Source organism: Bacillus sp. SG20033 (genome assembly GCF_044570195.1).
Lineage (GTDB): Bacteria > Bacillota > Bacilli > Bacillales > Bacillaceae > Bacillus > Bacillus subtilis.
This window is the reverse complement of record NZ_CP172606.1, coordinates 743,464-760,682: the sequence shown is the minus strand read 5'-3', so window position 1 is coordinate 760,682 and position 17,219 is coordinate 743,464. Positions and strand designations below refer to the sequence as shown.

At 47.3% G+C, this 17,219-nt stretch carries 18 protein-coding genes and 2 pseudogenes; all 20 read right to left on the bottom strand.

The window, feature by feature from the left end:
* Nucleotide 1 precedes the first annotated feature (1 nt).
* Complete coding sequence (gene yesS / locus ACFVP7_RS03905) at nucleotides 2–2,287, bottom strand: transcriptional regulator YesS (protein ID WP_396583000.1); 2,286 nt, start codon at nucleotides 2,285–2,287, stop codon at nucleotides 2–4.
* Nucleotides 2,288–2,309: 22 nt separating this feature from the next.
* On the bottom strand, nucleotides 2,310–3,344 hold the full coding sequence (gene yesR, locus ACFVP7_RS03900; protein WP_049140820.1) for a rhamnogalacturonyl hydrolase YesR: 1,035 nt from the start codon (nucleotides 3,342–3,344) through the stop codon (nucleotides 2,310–2,312).
* 15 nt (nucleotides 3,345–3,359) lie between these two features.
* Nucleotides 3,360–4,250 (bottom strand): carbohydrate ABC transporter permease, encoded by an 891-nt coding sequence (locus ACFVP7_RS03895; protein WP_049140819.1) that lies wholly within the window; start codon nucleotides 4,248–4,250, stop codon nucleotides 3,360–3,362.
* A 3-nt stretch (nucleotides 4,251–4,253) separates the two neighbouring features.
* A complete protein-coding gene (locus ACFVP7_RS03890; protein WP_338732668.1) occupies nucleotides 4,254–5,183 on the bottom strand; it encodes a sugar ABC transporter permease in 930 nt (309 codons plus the stop codon).
* A complete protein-coding gene (locus ACFVP7_RS03885) occupies nucleotides 5,180–6,463 on the bottom strand; it encodes an ABC transporter substrate-binding protein (RefSeq protein WP_123374332.1) in 1,284 nt (427 codons plus the stop codon). The genes ACFVP7_RS03890 and ACFVP7_RS03885 overlap by 4 nt, the downstream gene beginning before the upstream one ends.
* Before the next feature lie 102 nt (nucleotides 6,464–6,565).
* Nucleotides 6,566–7,672 (bottom strand): two-component system response regulator YesN, encoded by a 1,107-nt coding sequence (yesN, locus tag ACFVP7_RS03880; protein ID WP_396582999.1) that lies wholly within the window; start codon nucleotides 7,670–7,672, stop codon nucleotides 6,566–6,568.
* Nucleotides 7,672–9,405 (bottom strand): two-component system sensor histidine kinase YesM, encoded by a 1,734-nt coding sequence (yesM, locus tag ACFVP7_RS03875; protein WP_396582998.1) that lies wholly within the window; start codon nucleotides 9,403–9,405, stop codon nucleotides 7,672–7,674. Before yesM ends, yesN begins: the two co-directional genes overlap by 1 nt.
* Nucleotides 9,402–10,031: a YesL family protein gene (locus ACFVP7_RS03870; protein WP_338732659.1), complete on the bottom strand. Its 630-nt coding sequence runs from the start codon at nucleotides 10,029–10,031 to the stop codon at nucleotides 9,402–9,404. The genes yesM and ACFVP7_RS03870 overlap by 4 nt, the downstream gene beginning before the upstream one ends.
* A gap of 114 nt (nucleotides 10,032–10,145) precedes the next feature.
* Nucleotides 10,146–10,449, bottom strand: a pseudogene (locus tag ACFVP7_RS03865) (YesK-like family protein).
* 22 nt (nucleotides 10,450–10,471) lie between these two features.
* A complete protein-coding gene (locus tag ACFVP7_RS03860) occupies nucleotides 10,472–11,014 on the bottom strand; it encodes a GNAT family N-acetyltransferase (protein WP_251218291.1) in 543 nt (180 codons plus the stop codon).
* 124 nt (nucleotides 11,015–11,138) lie between these two features.
* On the bottom strand, nucleotides 11,139–11,708 hold the full coding sequence (gene cotJC, locus ACFVP7_RS03855) for a spore coat protein CotJC (RefSeq protein ID WP_003233850.1): 570 nt from the start codon (nucleotides 11,706–11,708) through the stop codon (nucleotides 11,139–11,141).
* 14 nt (nucleotides 11,709–11,722) lie between these two features.
* Nucleotides 11,723–11,986 carry a spore coat protein CotJB gene (gene cotJB, locus ACFVP7_RS03850; RefSeq protein WP_003219491.1) on the bottom strand — a complete coding sequence of 88 codons (264 nt, stop codon included), beginning with the start codon at nucleotides 11,984–11,986 and terminating at the stop codon, nucleotides 11,723–11,725.
* The gene (gene cotJA / locus ACFVP7_RS03845) at nucleotides 11,970–12,218 is read right to left on the bottom strand and encodes a spore coat-associated protein CotJA (RefSeq protein WP_003219489.1); all 249 of its coding nucleotides are present in this window, start codon (nucleotides 12,216–12,218) and stop codon (nucleotides 11,970–11,972) included. Before cotJA ends, cotJB begins: the two co-directional genes overlap by 17 nt.
* A gap of 126 nt (nucleotides 12,219–12,344) precedes the next feature.
* Nucleotides 12,345–13,213, bottom strand: a pseudogene (locus ACFVP7_RS03840) (NmrA family NAD(P)-binding protein).
* Nucleotides 13,210–13,653: a nuclear transport factor 2 family protein gene (locus ACFVP7_RS03835; protein ID WP_338732653.1), complete on the bottom strand. Its 444-nt coding sequence runs from the start codon at nucleotides 13,651–13,653 to the stop codon at nucleotides 13,210–13,212. The pseudogene ACFVP7_RS03840 and the gene ACFVP7_RS03835 overlap by 4 nt, the downstream one beginning before the upstream one ends.
* A gap of 78 nt (nucleotides 13,654–13,731) precedes the next feature.
* Nucleotides 13,732–14,316, bottom strand: a complete 585-nt coding sequence (locus ACFVP7_RS03830) for a TetR/AcrR family transcriptional regulator (RefSeq protein ID WP_338732651.1) — start codon at nucleotides 14,314–14,316, stop codon at nucleotides 13,732–13,734.
* A 113-nt stretch (nucleotides 14,317–14,429) separates the two neighbouring features.
* Entirely contained in the window at nucleotides 14,430–14,822 is a 393-nt protein-coding gene (locus ACFVP7_RS03825; RefSeq protein ID WP_338732649.1) for a spore coat protein, read from the bottom strand.
* 133 nt (nucleotides 14,823–14,955) lie between these two features.
* Nucleotides 14,956–15,675 (bottom strand): YebC/PmpR family DNA-binding transcriptional regulator, encoded by a 720-nt coding sequence (locus ACFVP7_RS03820; RefSeq protein WP_003242611.1) that lies wholly within the window; start codon nucleotides 15,673–15,675, stop codon nucleotides 14,956–14,958.
* Nucleotides 15,676–15,834: 159 nt separating this feature from the next.
* A complete protein-coding gene (locus ACFVP7_RS03815; RefSeq protein WP_338732646.1) occupies nucleotides 15,835–16,011 on the bottom strand; it encodes a phosphatase RapH inhibitor in 177 nt (58 codons plus the stop codon).
* Nucleotides 16,001–17,131: a response regulator aspartate phosphatase RapH gene (gene rapH / locus ACFVP7_RS03810; protein ID WP_338732644.1), complete on the bottom strand. Its 1,131-nt coding sequence runs from the start codon at nucleotides 17,129–17,131 to the stop codon at nucleotides 16,001–16,003. Before rapH ends, ACFVP7_RS03815 begins: the two co-directional genes overlap by 11 nt.
* Nucleotides 17,132–17,219: the final 88 nt, after the last annotated feature.

Here is a 17,219-nt window from a genome sequence, read left to right as displayed (position 1 = left end):
TTCACGGCGTTTCCTGATACATTTGCCTGAAGACACCCGGCGGCATGCCGACCTGTTTTTTAAAAATCCGGTTAAAGTAATTGTGGCGGTAGCCGACTTCTTCTGACACGTCATGAATTTTTTTATTCGTATTGACCAGCAGTTCTTTCGCCTTTTCGATTCTGATCTGGGTCACATAATCGATAAAATTAATGCCGGTCACTTGCTTAAATGCCTTGCTTAACGTATATGAATTCATGCCAAGCGCATCGGCACAGCTTTCCAATGAAATGTCCGCCATATACTGTTCGTGAATCATCGCAATCACACGTTCTGCCAGCTGCTTTTGCTGTCTGTTTTTTCTGCCCTCAAGCTTGGAAAGGAAAGGCGTCACCACTGCATCCATTAGCCAAGCCGCCGCTTCATTAGGTTCGCGCAATTCTGAAACATCAAGAAACGGATTCCGGTGCTGAAACAGTTCGCTGGGATTGAGCCCGGAATGCAAAATATCCTCCTGAATGCGGGAAAACAGCTGAATCAGGGCGGAATGCACATGCCTGTCTATGGCCGCCTTTTCCGCCAGTTCCTCCATGCATACACGAATCAGTTCCTTGGCTTCCTGTTTTCTTTCCAGCCGGATAGCCTGAACAATTTGTTTTTCCAGCTCAAAGGGGTAATAAGGAGCGAACTGCTCATCCTGAGGGAAGTCGGCCTGCAAATCAATGACCTGATTCCGGTTGGCAAACTGCCTGCAGGATTTGCCGCTTTTCACATTCTGAAATAAAGAAGGAATTTCCGTGACACGCTCCGTCTCGCTGCTCAATGTCGAGGTCAGGCATAGTCCGGTTACATTCCCAAATTGGCGTGCCAGCTCCGTTATATACGCCTTCAGATCAGAGCTGTTTGTTTTCATCACAAGAACGGTGATAGAAAGCCGGCCAATATCAAGTATGGAGAGCTGAAAAACGCGTTTAGCCGCCAATTCCTCAGCGATATTAGTCAGTGTAAACACAGCGAGCTGTTCATCATCGCAACAGAAGATGCTTTTTTCACAGCGGAGTCCTGTCAATTGAAGATCCAGCACATGAAACACGTTTTCGCCGATGTTCCAGCCGGCCTCCTCCATCCGAGATCTGAGACTGTCCTCGTTGTCATAGTAAAAATCCCCCTGCAAGAGGTGCTGCAAAAAACTCTTTTTCATATGGGGCGTCTGCCGCAGGAGCTGCTCTTGGAGCTTCCGGCTTTCAAGGGATAGATCCTGCCATCTCTTTTCAATCCACTTGAATTCATCCTGCCCGGACGCCTGCCATACTTTCTTCTCTCCTCCGGTAAACAAGCCAAGCAAATGCTGAATGGGACGATAGATTTTTTTTGATGCATACCATGTCATGCATACCGCCAAACCGATGCAAATGACCAGCATCACGATGATCACTTTTGATAAAAACACCATCGGCGCTGTAATAGCTGAAAGAGGCGCCGCTGACACAAAGGTCCATTGCTGATGCATCCGGTTCATTTCTCCAAAGGAGACAGAATACACCTTGCCTTCCCATTCCAACTGAAAATGGCCGTTCTCAGCAGGCTGTTTTTTTATCTCTTGAAGTAAAGTCTTTTCAAAATCTTTTTCCCCTTCATGAAACAGCACCTCTTGATTTTGATCTAAAAGCAGCGCACTGCCATCAGGATAGGGGGACAAGCTTTGCAGGATTGATTCCATTTCTTTCGGATCAACCGCCAGCATGATCGCGCCGAACGGTTTCTCCGCCGCGCCCGGAATGAGCTGGATCAGCATCGCTTGGTTTCCCGACCGTTTCCAATAAATGCTGTGGTCTGAGGCAAGCTGCGAGCGATACTTGCGAAGCGCCTCCTGTTCTGTCAAAGCGCTGTATTCAGGGCTCAGCACAAGTGGCCGGGGGCTGTTCAGAAAGATGGAAGCCTGCTCGATCAGCGGCTGCTGGTCCCGCAAAAGAAACAGCTTTTTCGTTAATTGATAGGAGAACGTAAAGTCTTTCTCCAAATCCCTCTCGGCCAATCCGTTCATCAGTGAAGAATCGTAGGCCATCTGGGTGAGTGCCAGTTCAAGCACTCCCAGCTTCTCATCCATTCGGCTGACCTCACGCGCCACCTGTGTTTCATGCGATCTCTGCAGCTCTTTCTCCACCTTGTCGATCGAAAGAAAGTAGATTGCGCCGCCAGTCAGCAATCCGGGAATACAGGCAATCAGCAAAATGAAGACAAAGTTTCTTTTGAAATACGTTCCCTTCCAGCGAGAAACCCGTTCCTTCTGTTGAGGCTGTTTTTTCATCCCTTTCCCCCCGCCGCTGTCTTTACTGATACACGCGTTTTTTCGTTTTCAAAACATCAGCAAGAAACGTCAGCGCAAGTCCCTGCCCCCATCCTTGTATTCGTTTGTAAGGCACCTGTTTGTATCCTTCGGCATTTTTCATGACGGCTGTCCCGGCCGATACCTTGCTGACCCGTCCGTCCTCTTCCACCGCATCCAAAATGGCGGCAAGCGATTTCTGCACATATTTTGTATACAGCTTTCCGCTCGATATCAGAGCAGAAGCAATACCCGCTGATGCCGAAACCTCCAGATAAGAATCCGGATCATCCAAAATCGTATGCCACAGCCCTGATTCATCCTGAAGCCGGACAAGCGCGCTCAGCTGGTCTCTGAGCGATCCGTCGATGATCATAAAGGAAGGATGTGTCACCTCAATAAGCGGGAGCGCCTTTGCCATCGTGAGTGCCGCCCAGCCGTTCGCCCTGCCCCAATAAATCCCCGACAGATGATTTTGCGCTTTGTTGTCCCAGGCGTGGTAGTACAAATTCGTGACAGGGTCCTGAAGCACATCCTCATGTCCGTGAAACTGGCGCAGGCCGTCTTCAAAATAATCCTCACGCTCCATGACCCGCCCGATTCTCAGCATAAACAGCCCAGCCATCATCAGCGTATCCGCCCATGCCTGTTCAGGGAATACGTATTCTGCCGCATTCACCGTATGCTGAAGGATACCCTCGCCAAAGCGCGGCGCCTTATGCAGCACATATTCCGCCATCTCGGCCGCTGTTTCCAAATACACGTCATCACCCGTCACCTTGTGGAGGAACAAAAGCGTATGCCCGATGGAAACTCCGTTGATTGAAAGCGGCGGCAGCCCATCCTCCAGCTGTTCATCCACCCACGTTTTTAACAGATTGATATATTCCTCGTTTTCTGTCGCTTTATAGGCCTCCGCCACGCCGTAAAACGCGACGCCGCCCGGCCAATCCCATGCAAAATCCATCTGAAATGTCCGTTTCACGATCCGGTCAATAACCGACGTCACCTTTTCTTCATCAAAGATAAGCTGTGCCATCTGCAACACTCCTTTTTATTTTAATCCGGTCGTACTGATGCCCTGAACGATATATTTCTGAAACAAAAAGAAAACAAGAATCACAGGCAATAACGAGACGGCTGACATGGCAAACATCGCGCCCCAGTTCGAAGCCGACTCTGTATCGAGAAAAAGCTTCAGTGCAAGTGAAACAGGGTAAAGCCCCGGCTTATTCAAATACAAGAGCGGCTGAATCAGCTCCTCCCACTTCCAATAGAAGGAGAAAATCGCAGACGTCGCAAGCGCGGGGGCAATCAGCGGGAGAATGATCCGCCAAAAGCAGGCAAAACGTCCGCATCCGTCGATTCGCGCGGCTTCATCCAGCTCCTCGGGAATCGTCCGGATAAACTGGATCATCAGAAAGATAAAAAACGCATGCCCGAAAAATTGCGGAACGACAATTGGTTTAAAGGAATTCAGCCAGTCTAATTTCGCAAACATAATATACTGCGGAATCATCAACACTTCATGAGGCAGCATTAACGTCCCCATCATGCACGCAAACCAAAATTTTTTTCCCTTAAACGGTATACGCGCAAATCCGTACGCAATGACAGCCGATGACATGACGGCACCGATTGTTGACAGCCCGACAATAATCGCCGAGTTTTTAATAAACGTCAGAAACGGCTGTCCCGCAATGCCCTTCCACCCTTCAGCATAGTTACTGAGAATAAAAGGGTCTGGAATGAGAGAATGTGAGGTTGTAAAAATACTGGCGCTTTCTTTAAACGAGCTGACAAACAGCCAAATAACCGGGTACAGCAGCAACACCGCCAGCGTTGCCGTAAAAACATGGAACAGTATGCGTTTGGGACTGACGCGCCCGGCTTTTTTTCTCTCAAAAACCGGGGCTTCTCTGACAGGCTGGTTGACCGGCTCCATCCGTCATTCCTCCTTTGACTCGTAATGAACCCAATATGACGATGTTTTAAACAATATGAGCGTAATCAGCCCGACAATGACAAGCATGACCCACGCCATCGCCGATGCGTAGCCCATTTGAAAATAGTTAAACGCACGCTGGAACAAATAGAGCGAATAGAGAAGTGTCCCGTCAAGCGGCCCGCCCTCGCCCTTCGAAATGATATAGGCAGGTGTAAATGTCATAAAAGCAGAAATCGTCTGCATCACTAGGTTAAAGAAAATAATCGGTGTAAGGATCGGAAGCGTGATCTTGAAGAAACGCTGCACCCGATTTGCCCCATCCACACTTGCCGCTTCCAAATACGAAGACGGAATGTTTTTCAGCCCGGCCAAAAAAATCAGCATTGACGACCCGAACTGCCAGACGGACAGCAGAATCAATGTCCACAGCGCACTTGTTGGATTCTGGTACCAAAGAATTTTTTGATCAATCCCGACAAAAAACAGCAGCGCATTGATGACCCCGTCATTGCCAAAAATATTGCGCCACATGATTGCCACGGCGACGCTCCCGCCGATGATCGAAGGCAGATAAAAGAGCGTTCTGTAAATGGACGTTCCTTTTGCTGCATTGTTTAAAATGACAGCGATAAAAAGCGCGAAGCCGAGGCGGAGCGGAACCCCGGCAAGCACATACGTAAACGTCACCTTTAGAGACTGCCAATACTTTTCGTCACCCGTAAACATTTCCTTAAAGTTGTCGAGCCCGATCCATTTCGGCGCCGTAAACAAGTCATAGCTCGTGAAGGACAGAAACAGGGACGCCCCCATCGGGATCACCGTAAAGCATAGGAACCCGATGATAAACGGAGAAATAAAAGCATATCCCGCCAGATTGTCTTTTCTTATACTCCAGCTTTTTTTCATTGCGTCAGCCCCATTTCCCGTCAATTATTCCTCTCTAATATCTCATTGGCCTTTTTCCGGAACGTTTTGGCGGCTTTTTCCGGCGATACCTTCTGATACAGAATCTGATCTGACGTATCCTTCAGCAGCTTGATGACCTCCGCGCTTCCCACAGGCTCTGGCGGATCGGCTTTGCTGATGTTTTTTGACGCGGTTTCTACATACTCCACGATGTTGGCTTCTTCCTCATTCAGCTTCGGTTTAATCGCATCCGCCACCTTGTCGGAGACTGGAACGCCTCGCTCGCCTTTAATCAGCTGGTTCGCTTCCTCATTATTCACGAAGAAATTAATAAATTTCGCTGCCTCTTTTTTATGCTCAGAGCTTTTCGGAATGGAAAACAGCATACTCGGCTTCAATGTCAGCGCCTTTTCCTTCATTTGCTCCGGCGGCAGATAGAGAGACAGCGGCGAGTCTGTCAGCCGGGCAAAGCCCAAATATTGATTGGAGTAGTTCCATGTAATCGCTGATTTGCCTTTGACGATAAAATCGTCTTCCATCCCTTTAATCTGTGCGCTTTCATCAGGTGTTGGGGACGTTTTCGCTTTCACCAGCCTCAGCTGCCGTTCAAAGTAATCGACAAACAGCTGATCATCTTGATACGCGAGGCCAGTGCCGTCTTCTTTGTAAAAGCGCTCACCCTTTGTGCGCAAATAATACGGGAAGAAAATATCAGGCGGATGCATTCCGTTGGAACCGTAGACACCGGCTTTTTCCTGAAGATCATACGCCAGCTTCTCGTAATCCTCCCACGTCCAGTTTTCCTGATTGATAGACACACCGGCTTTTTTCAGCAAATCATCATTCGCAATCACAGACAGCACGTTGACACCTAGCGTAAATCCATAAAGCTTATTGTCGATTTTTCCGCCCGACAGCATATTCTCGTCGATTGAACTGACATCAATCGTTCCATCCTTTGTATACGGCGTTAAATCTTCCAGCTGGTTCTTCTTTCCGTATTGGGCTAAGTAAGCGGTATCCATTTGGATGACATCAGGAAGCTGGCCGGCGGCAGACATGGGCGCGAGCTTTTTCCAGTAGTCATCCCAGTTCGCAAATTCCGCTTCAATATGGACGTGAGGATTCTTTTTCTCGTAAAGTTCAATTACCTTTGTTGTATAATCATGTCTTGGCTGCCCGCCCCACCATGCGATTCTGAGTGTAACGTCTTCTTTTTTTCCCGAGGCCTCTTCACCCGCTGAACAACCGCTGAAAAAAAAGACGCAGACAAGCGATAACAGCACGTAACAAATCTTCTTCAAACCAATCCCCCCTTTAATGTAAGTGCTTACATTTATTTTAAAGCGTTCAGATGAGGCGAAACACTCAAAAAACAGTGGGGAAAGTCAAAAAAACAGAGATGGCTATCCTGCGGAAGCGCCTCCCTGTTTTCTTCTGAATTCTGACGGTGTCAGACCGGTATATTTTTTAAAAACAAGACTGAAATACTTCGGATTATCGCCAAACCCGATTTCTTCAGCAATTTCTGAAACGCTCGCATCCCGCCTCATTTTCATCTGTTTCATCGCATGTTCAAGACGCACTCGTGTAACATATTGGGAAAATTTCTCGCCTGTTTCCTGCTTAAATAATTTCCCGAGATAATCAGGATTCATAAACAGCATATCCTTCGCTGCCCACTTCAAGGATAGATTCGGGTTTCCGAGTTCGTCGGCAATGAGCCTGATCATTTTTGAAATCACTGCGCTCCCATGCAGGTCACCAGACGCTTCAGCTGTGTCACGAAACAGCTGCCCCGCGTGCCGGAGTTCTCCCGCCTGACTGATGGCCATCTTGCGGTCCGCAAAAACCTCCGCCGCCTTTTCAGCGGCGTTCTCCTCTACGGCGAGCACTGTCCATTCTCCGCTGCTGCAAACCGCTGTCAGTGCCGATCCGAGTGCCTCTCTGGTTGTGGCATCAATAGATTGTTCCCCTTTTAAGATCAAGAGGCGGACTTTTTTTCCGGCAAGTGAAGGCGGCGGAGACAGCTGGGCCACACCGGCGATCAAGCCTTCCAAGTATTGATCGGCTGCAAAGGAACGGATATGGTCCAGCTCGTGTTTCAAATGGGCTGTTTTCTTTTTGTGAACATCTTGCCGCTTCAGCTCAGCAATGATTTCCTCCAGCGAGCTGATAATCTGCTGTTCATTGCAGGGTTTCAGCAAATAATGCTTCACCCCATATTTCATGGCTTCCTTTGCGTACTCAAACTCTCCAAAACCGGACAGGACGATAAACTGCACCGACGGGCTGACGGCTGACACCTTTTTGATCAGCTCAAGCCCGTCCATGCCGGGCATTTTGACGTCTGTGATGACGATATGCGGCTGCTTATGTACAATCTTTTCATATGCTTCATGTCCGTTCTGCGCTTTACCGATCAATGAGGCGCCAAGCGACTCCCACTCAATGATTCCTGCCATTCCATCAAGGATAATCCTCTCATCATCAGCCAGCAGTATTTTATACATCACACCACCTCATTTCGGCACGGTATTGTGATCACAATCCTCGTCCCCTTTTCATGCTCACTCTGAATCCGCAAGCCGTATGGCTCTCCGAATGTCAGGCTGATGCGCTCGCGAATATTCCAAAGTCCGATTCCTCTTCCGCCCGTTGATTCAAGAATCCGTCCATCCATGCCAGGGCCGTTATCTTCGACCGTAATACAGACACATTCCTTCGCCTTTTTGGCCTGAATCCGGATGGCGCACGGCCTTGTAAAGGGTTCAAGCGCGTATTGAATCGCATTTTCCGCAAGCGGCTGGAGCGTCAGTTTCGGAATAAGGCAATGCTTCACCTCATCGTCAATATCCAACGTGAAGTTCAGGCGCTCCTCAAATCGAAACCGCTGAATGGTCATATAGTGAAGAACGATGTCCGCCTCCTCCTGAATGGTCACGATATCCTTTTTCATATGTATGCTGTTTCGAAGAAGAAAACCGAGTGATTCCACCATTTTTGAGATTTGCTTTTGCTGATTCGCCTTGGCCAGCCAATTGATGGACTCGAGCGTGTTATATAAAAAATGCGGATTGATCTGGGCTTGCAGTGCTTTCAATTCGGTTTCTTTAATAATGAGCTGTTTTTCCACATTTTCTTCCATCAGCTCATTAATCCGTTTCATCATGACAGTAAAATGGCGGTTCAGCATGCCGGCCTCATCCTGTGTATGTTCCGGCAGAGAAAGCGACACACCTGCTTCAATGCCGCTGTGCTGTACCGATTTCATCGCGGCCACAAGCTGTTCAATCGGCTCCGTGATGCTGTTGGCGATTTTCCTTCCGAAAAGCAAAACCACACAGAAAAAGAGGAGAAAGCATGTGCCGATCACTGTTTTCATAAAGGAAATTTTTTCGAACATCTGGTCAAAGGGGATGACATTATAGTAGCTCCAATTTTGGTAGGATGATTGAAGATAAGAAATAAAGTAACGTTTGCCATTCTTTTTTATCAAGTCATAACCGGGGTGCTTCAGCGTCTCTTTTGCTGCCTCAGGAACATGCGCTGATGCATGTGCCGTATACACCAAATTCCCGCCTTGGTCAGCAATCATAATGTCTCCGACTGAATCGCCCCAATCCTTCGGCACATCACGAATCATCTGTTTTACATTGACTTGGATCAGCACCATGCCCAAGCCGTTCAGACTCAGCTGGTGATAGGACCTGATCTGCCGTGCTGAAATCAGGACAGGATCTGACCCGCCGAGCGTCATCCAAAGATTTCTTCCATTTTTCGCTTTCGCTCGCTTAAATACCTCTTCCTGCTCCTGCTTCAAAAGATCTGAAGAACTGCTTCCGGCTGAATACTCTGAGCCGCGGGCATCAATCAAATGAATGGAATCGATGTACTTTTCATCGCTGGCATATCCCGCAAGCTGATCCCAAAGCTCCTGCTTCATTTGATATTGATCATACGTATCATCCCGATTTTGCATGCTCAGGATGCGCTGAATCTGTTCGTCTGTAATGATTTCATATGACACATCCTCTATCTTCTTCAGCTCGTCTTCGATCCTTTCAGAAGACATCCGAAGCACCTCCGAGGACTTGCGGTAAATCTGCTCATCATACACATGAAAGGCATACTGGACTCCGCTGTATACAAACAGAAAGGATACGGCCATAATCAACGATAGAAACACAAACAGCTTATCCTTAATCTTCATCCGCCTGTACCAGCCAGCAACTCTTTTCTTCATGCCGCCTTTTCTTTCTCCTGCCGCTGATCCATTGACCGAAACGCTTTAAAGGACAGCTTCGTTAAGATCAGGCTGAGTAAACTCCCGCTGAAAAACAATAGAAACGTGACATGAAACAGAACGAGACAAAGCACACCAACAGCGCCCGCCGCCATCAAAAGCGTCACCGCCGGACGGCTGAAGGCAATGAAAAAGCTGATGCTCAGCACCTCTCTGATTTTTACGTCAAAATGAGAAAATACCGGGAACACATACAGCACAACAAACGCGAAAATCAAACTAATGCTCAGGAATACATTGACGAGCACAGGCTGGTCCATCTGAGCCGCTATCCGCATATCCGCAAACAGAAACAGGGCAGCCGACACAACGATAAGCCCGAGGATCTGTGATGCCCGCCATTCCTTTTTAAACGTCCGAAAAAAGACAGAAAACACCGGGGCATCCGTATTCCCCTTCGCCCATTCTCTCGCCACTGTAAACATCGCGGCAGTAGCGGGCATCAGCCCAAACACAACCAGGCCTGCAAGAGAAAACAAAATCCAAAGCACATTCAAATAGGCCAGTCTCATCACCCACGTACAAAAACGATTCAGCCCATTTGTCACACTGTGTATCATCAACATCACCTTCCCGATTTGGAAAACGCTTTCATTTTAAAGTAATATGTATTTCTCCTTTCGAAAGAAAATTCCTGCCGTTCTGTGAAAATTTCGACATGATGAGAGACGGCAGCAGCCTTATCTTTTCCTGTAACGCCGGATGGCCTTATCGATCAAATATCCGGCAATGGCTCCGAAAATGACATTGAATCCAAGCATTCCGAGCGCAGCCCCTTCCCAGCCGCGTACATACACGAGGCTGTACCAGATCGCAAACACACCAAGGACGATCAGCCCGGCCAACATCCATTCCGGTCGACTTTTGTCAGGAAATCTCATCCGCATCAAAACGGATACGCCAGCAAACAGACAAGCCGTCACAATCCCTGACACAAATAAAATTAGCCACAACATCGCCTGCCCTCCCTTTTAGAAAAGACAAAAAAGCCCCCTGCAAAGGACGCTTATTCTGCCGTAATCTCTTTCTCAAACAAATGATATCCGGACGCATCAGCGCCCATGAATTCATATCCCATACGCCGATAAAAGGAATGCAGGGCGTCGTTATCAGCGACACAGTCAAGCCGGATCCGTGTTTTTTCCGGAAAGTGTATGCCGGTCTCCGCCCATTGAAGGACGCGGGCTCCAAGCCCCTGTCCCGCAAACCGGCGGCTTACTGCGAGGCGATGCAAATAAATGGACTCCTCATGCCCATCGTCTCCCCAAAGCGTCCGGTCCCACTCGCTCGGTTCAGGCAGCAGCATCACGACAGCCGCAAGCTCTTCATCTTTTTTAAACACAAACACATGTCCCTTTTCAATTGACCCCGTGATATCATGTATATCTTGCCCTTTCAGAAGTCCGCTCCATTGGTTAGAACCCCGATCCCGGAGCCATTCAGCTGTTCGGACGAGCAACCCGGTAATCGATTCTGCATCCTCATAGACGGCCGGACACGCGTAAAATCCATCTGCAATCGTTTCGTTCTCAATCTTAAAAGCTGACATAAAGGCCTCCCAATCAAAAAGTAAGCTTGCACACACACCTTGATTATAATGCAGACCAAACTGCAAAAACAGACCATTTTCTCTGTATGTAAAAGGGTGTATGAAAGAGAGGCCAATCTGCCTATTAGAAAATCTTCTTTTTATCCCGTTCTTCTTTTAAAATTTCAACCGCTTCCCTGAAGCGCATAGAGTGTACGATTTCACGCTCACGCAAAAAACGCAGGGAATCGTTTAAATCAGGATCATCCGAAATATCAATCAGCCATTGATACGTCGCCCGCGCCTTTTCTTCTGCGGCAATATCTTCGTATAAATCGGCAATCGGATCGCCCTTCGCTTGGATATAGCTCGCGGTAAACGGCACGCCAGCCGCATTATGATAAAAAAGCGCGCTGTCGTGATTGACGTAATGATCGCCAAGCCCAGCTTCACGCAGCTGCTCCGGTGTGGCGTCTTTCGTTAACTTATAGACCATGGTCGCAATCATTTCCAAATGGGCAAACTCCTCCGTGCCGATATCTGTTAAAAGGCCGATGACCTTATCAGGAATCGTATAACGCTGGTTCAAATACCGGAGAGCCGCGGCCAGCTCGCCGTCCGCTCCTCCATACTGCTCAATCAAATACTTCGCCAGCGTTGGGTTGCACGTACTGACCTTGACAGGGTATTGCAGCTTCTTTTCATACACCCACATTCAGGCATTCCTCCTTATACTTGCCACGGCCATGGCCCTTTTCCCCAATCCCAATCCTTGCCCGCGGGGCTGTTGCCGAACTGCAGAAGCGGTCCGTAAGAGGATTCGAACTGTCTTTTTAAGTGCCTTGAATAGCCGGAATATTGATTGAATTGCTTCAGCGCATCTTCATCATGAGGATGTGTATTTAAATAAAGACTCAGCTCAACAAGCACAAAATCAGCAGCCTGTATTTGCTCTAGCTGACGATAATATTCGGCGTCAACCTTTTTTGCCATGTGCGTCTCCCCCTCGATAAGGGTTTTCATAAAAATCATAGAGATCCTTCCAAAGGGTGCCTTTCCTCAAAGCCTCCATCGGCGAAAACTGCTCCATGTGCTCAGGCTGAAAGGTCATATAAAGGTTAGGGGGCGTTCTGTAATATTTCTTCCCTATAGGCGGACAGGGATCAAAACGGCTGTGAAAGGGCGTATATGATTTGACAGGCGTAAACGGCTGCATATCCTTCATTCCGGCTCCTCCTTTCTCAAAAACAATGACCTTAATAGGTATGAGGCAGGAGGCATGATTATGACTAAAACACGACTTAGCTTTTTCAATAAGAAGACCTTCGGAAGCGCCGAAGGTCTTTCTAGACTATTCAGTCCAAAATGAGATCAGTGTTTCCAATACACAGCATGAGCAGCCGCAAACTCTGACAGCGAACGAGGTTCTTTTCCCGTCACACGCTTCACTGTATCCGTTACCCGATGTTCCGCACCATGGCTGATTGCCTCATCAAGCCCCGCCATAAATTCCGCATAATCAGCCGGCAAACCAGCTGCCTCCATCCGATTCTGCAGCTCGGAACGAGAAATGCTGACATGCTCCACCCGGCGTCCCGCCGCAGCTCCAATGATCTCCGCCGCTTCGGCATAGCTCAGCGCCTCGGGACCTGTCAGAATATGATGTGTTTGATGAGGAACATCATCAATCAAAGCACTGACGGCTGTTTCTGCGATGTCATCAGCGTCAATAAACCCAAGTTTTCCTTCACCTGAAGCCGTGATGATGCGCCCCTCCGTTTGAATCGACATTCGATGCTGGACATTGATGAAATTTTGCATAAAGTATGAAGGCCGCAGCACCGTCCATTCTGGAAACTCACGCACTGCCTGATGAAGCGCTCCAAACACGGGGCCATTCTCAGGGACAACAGACGCACTTAGCATCACTACACGCTTTGCACCGAGACGCTTTGCCTCTTTTAAAAAGGGGAGCACATAGGGAGCCGGATCAAATACACCGACCGGAGCAACAAGATAGATCTGTTTTACCTGTTCCAGAGCAGGCGTAAAACTGGAGGCGTCCTTCCAATCAAAATACACATACTCCGCACTTGCAAGCGCGCCCTTTTTTCGGCTTGCAATACGCACTCTGTATCCCAGCTTTATTAAACGGCTGGCGATTCGGCTGCCGACTGTGCCAGTCCCGCCCGTGATTAAAATCGGATTCTGTTTCATCATTTCCCACTCTCCTCTGTTTGCAAAAATGATCCTCCAAAGGCCTCTTTTACAACAAGCGGATTCCAATAATCCCTATAACGCACAATGCGGCCGTCTCTCGTTTCGATGACACTGATATAGCTTTGGCGATAAGGCAGTCCAGTCTCAATCACATGGCCGTCACATTGAAACTCCGCAATCACCGTATTCGTATCTGCTGAACGGTACACTGTCGGAGCGGTAAATGAAGAAAGATGAATCTGCTTAGGATAATCTTTAATATAATCGTAAATGGCCGCTTTTCCTTCTATTTTTTTTGGTGATCCCTCCGGCGCATAAGGAAACTCAAATACAGCATCCTCATCCCAAAGCTCCACCCAGCTCTTCATGTCCTTCTCAAGCATATAAGCCATAAACTTTCTCAATGTTTCACATGCTTTTTCAAACTCATTCATCAACATTCATCATCACCTCATTTTTATTTCTAGACTATTCAGTCCAAAAAGTACATACATGGGCAAAGAATCCTTTACCACATGTTAATCAAGCACTGATAAACTCACGTCAACATGGTCCTGAAGCCGATCCATATCAGCCGTCACTTTTGCAATAAATGTCAGTGACAGCCTGCTTTGATTCAGGTACCGGGCAAGCGCAGATATATCAGTATCTTCGCCATTCAATTCTCCTTGATCCTTCGCCCTTAAAAGCGCCTGATAAAAAGCGTCCTCAAGCTGCTTGGATTGTCTTTCAAAATACCGGGCAAGCTCAGGGTCATGCGGAATCTGTTCAATCGCGCTGTTAATGATATAGCACGCCTTCGCCCGATCAGGATCCCTCAGGGCATTGACACCTTCTTGAAAAATATCACGAATGGCTTCCTTTACAGATCCTGGCGCTTCAAGCCTTTCCATAACTGCAGCGTTTTTCCCTTCAAGATACGATTTCACCGCGGACAAAAACAAATCACGCTTCGTGCCATACGTATCATACAAGCTCTGGCGCGCAATGCCTAAATGAGAGAGCAGATCCTGAAGAGACGTTCCTTCGTAGCCATACTCTCCAAAAACCTCTATCGCCCTGTGAAGAACAAGTGCCGTATCAAATTCTTTATTCCTCCCCAAAAAACGATCACCTCCTGAAACAAAGGTTACCATTTTCCAGACTGAACAGTCAAGAAAAAAGATAAAAAACACTCTTGATCTGCAAGAGTGTCCTCTTTATACCATCCTCTTCTTTATTTATAACCGTCTTTTCCCCAGTGGCCCATATGGTGGTGATGGTGGCCATAATGACCATCATGATGGTGGTGATAATTATCCTTTCCAACATGGTGATGATGGTGATGAAGATTATCTTTTCCATCATGATGATGGTGATAATAGTGGTGATGGCCATCATTTTCATGGTGCATGTTCGAATAACTTACAGTTCCCGGAGAGCCTCCATAGCCGCCGCTTGGGTAACCGCCGGATCCTCCGTACGTTCCATATCCCGGATAGCCGCCGACACCTCCATGTATGCCGTGATCTGGGTAGCCTCCATACATGCCATAACCCGGGTGGCCAATACCAAAGCCCTGATAATGACCAAAACCAGGTCCGCCATACATATGTCTTGTATCAGTCATATTCACTCTCTCCTTCACATAGGTTACAGTCCAGAGTATGAGAATATCTTATAGATCGTATAGGCGGCCGCCTACATACAGCTAAAACAATTTCCAGGACAAAAAAAGCAGGCCATAACAGCCTGCTCACTCCTTACTCACCTAAATCAACGTTATGATATACCTGCTGAACATCTTCCAAATCTTCTAATGCATCAATCAATTTTTCAAACTGTTCCTTTGCATCATCCGGAAGCGTTACTTCACTTTGCGCAAGCATTGTCAGCTCCGCTACTGTAAATTCCTCGACACCCGCGTTTTTAAACGCCTCTTGCACCGCATGGAATTGATCAGGCTCAGCATATACGATCGCGCTGTCATCCTCTTCTAAAATGTCACGTACATCAACATCCGCTTCCATCAAGATTTCAAGCGCTTCATCAGCAGTTTTGCCTTCCACACCGATTACAGCCGTCGCGTCAAACATGTAAGCAACAGATCCGCTCACACCCATGTTTCCGCCGTTTTTCCCGAACGCCGCACGCACTTCCGGCGCCGTACGGTTTACATTATTCGTCAGCGCATCAACGATAATCATTGATCCGTTCGGCCCGAAGCCCTCATAACGAAGCTCATCGTAATTCTCTTCCGCTCCGCCCTTCGCCTTCTCGATCGCACGTTCAATGATGTTTTTCGGCACGCTGTAAGTCTTCGCACGCTCAAGCACAACCTTCAGCGCCTGGTTGGATTCCGGATCAGGCTCGCCCTGTTTCGCCGCCACATAAATCTCACGGCCAAACTTCGCATAAATCCGACTCGTATTTGCGTCCTTAGACGCCTTCTTCTCTTTAATATTGTTCCACTTACGGCCCATGATGTTCCACTCTCTTTCATATATATCAATCTAAATACTGTTATTCACTTTATCCATTATACCTCAAATGGTTTGGTTGTTTCGAGTGTCTTGCGTTAGAAATAGAAGGAATGCCGCGATGTGGAAAATGGAACGTCTTCCATAAAGCAAGAAAAAGCCCTAGCTAAGGGCTTTTTTCTGATCACTCATGAATTTGTAAGGGGAATGATCGATATACGTCGTATTTCGATCTGTTGATTCCTTAAATCCGCTGGAGTTTGTCAGGAATGGAAACGACATGCTTCCGAAAACTAGAGTAATAGCCAGACACATCATCACTTTTTTCTTAATAGGCATATAAACACTCTCCTTTTAGAATATCTTCTTGGGCTTTCAGCACTTTCCGATAAAACGCAGCGGCTTGTTCAAAGTGACAGCTGCTTTCAAAAACAGTGGCAGCACTCCGGGCACATGCTTCAATGTAAGCGTGCAGGTTCTTTTTTTCGAAATAGCTTAAAAGATCATGAATTTTTCGTTCATCAACAGTCTCCTTGTACACGGCCTGCAAGAACAGAAACAATTCTTTATAAAATTTGTGAGAACGTGCTGTGATATGGTCTAATCCTTCCTCTATGAACTGAAACGCCTTCTGTGTTTGGCCTGTCTTACATAATGTCCAGCTTAATCCAAACAAGACTTTCGGAAGCAAATCAGGGACTTTCTCTCTGCTTACTTTCACCGCTTTTTGGAAATGTTCTACAGCCATCTGATCATCTCCTGATCTGTCATAGCTGTTCGCGATGTTCAATAGAGAAATGGCGATAAACCTGTCATTTTGAATGTCCATTGCCAATTCCAGCGCCGCCTCTAAATGCGGGAGCGCTTTATCATAATGTTTGAAATCATCATAGTTGCCGGCGATCACAGACAAGCTTTGTATCGTTCTAATGCTGTATAGGGGATTGTTTTGATAAATGTCTAAGGCTTGAAGAATATGATGCATCGACACATGGGTTTGCTTCATGTGATAATACGCTTCGGCCACTTTAAAATGGAATTCCGCTTTCTCAATTTCATCTGACACAAACGGCAGTTCTTTCTCCGCCTCGCGATAATACCCGATCGCTTCCACATATTCTTTTTGATCAAATTCATACATGCCGCGGAAAAACAAAGAGTAGTATTTCAAAAGGCCTGTGAGTTTTTTCTGAGGGGTCTCAATCGTTTCAAGAAGCTCTGTCACTGTAGGGCGATTCCCGTATGTTTGTCCCGGCTCCAAATAATCCAGCATCAGCTGGTGCCGGAAACACATCAGAGAATAATAGATCAGCAAATCCTGATCCTCTTCCATCCTCTGAATGTCCTGCTCAACCTCCGCTTTCAGAACCTCAGCATCCGGAACACTGAACTGGCGAATCATTTTATACCATTCATTAATCTTAACACCAACACGCGAAGACGGTATGGCTTGACTCAACAGCTTCCCTCCTTCTCTATGAGATATGTCATATTCTATCAATCCCAAATTTTGAAAACAATATAGAAGGAAGAAATTGTTTTTTCAT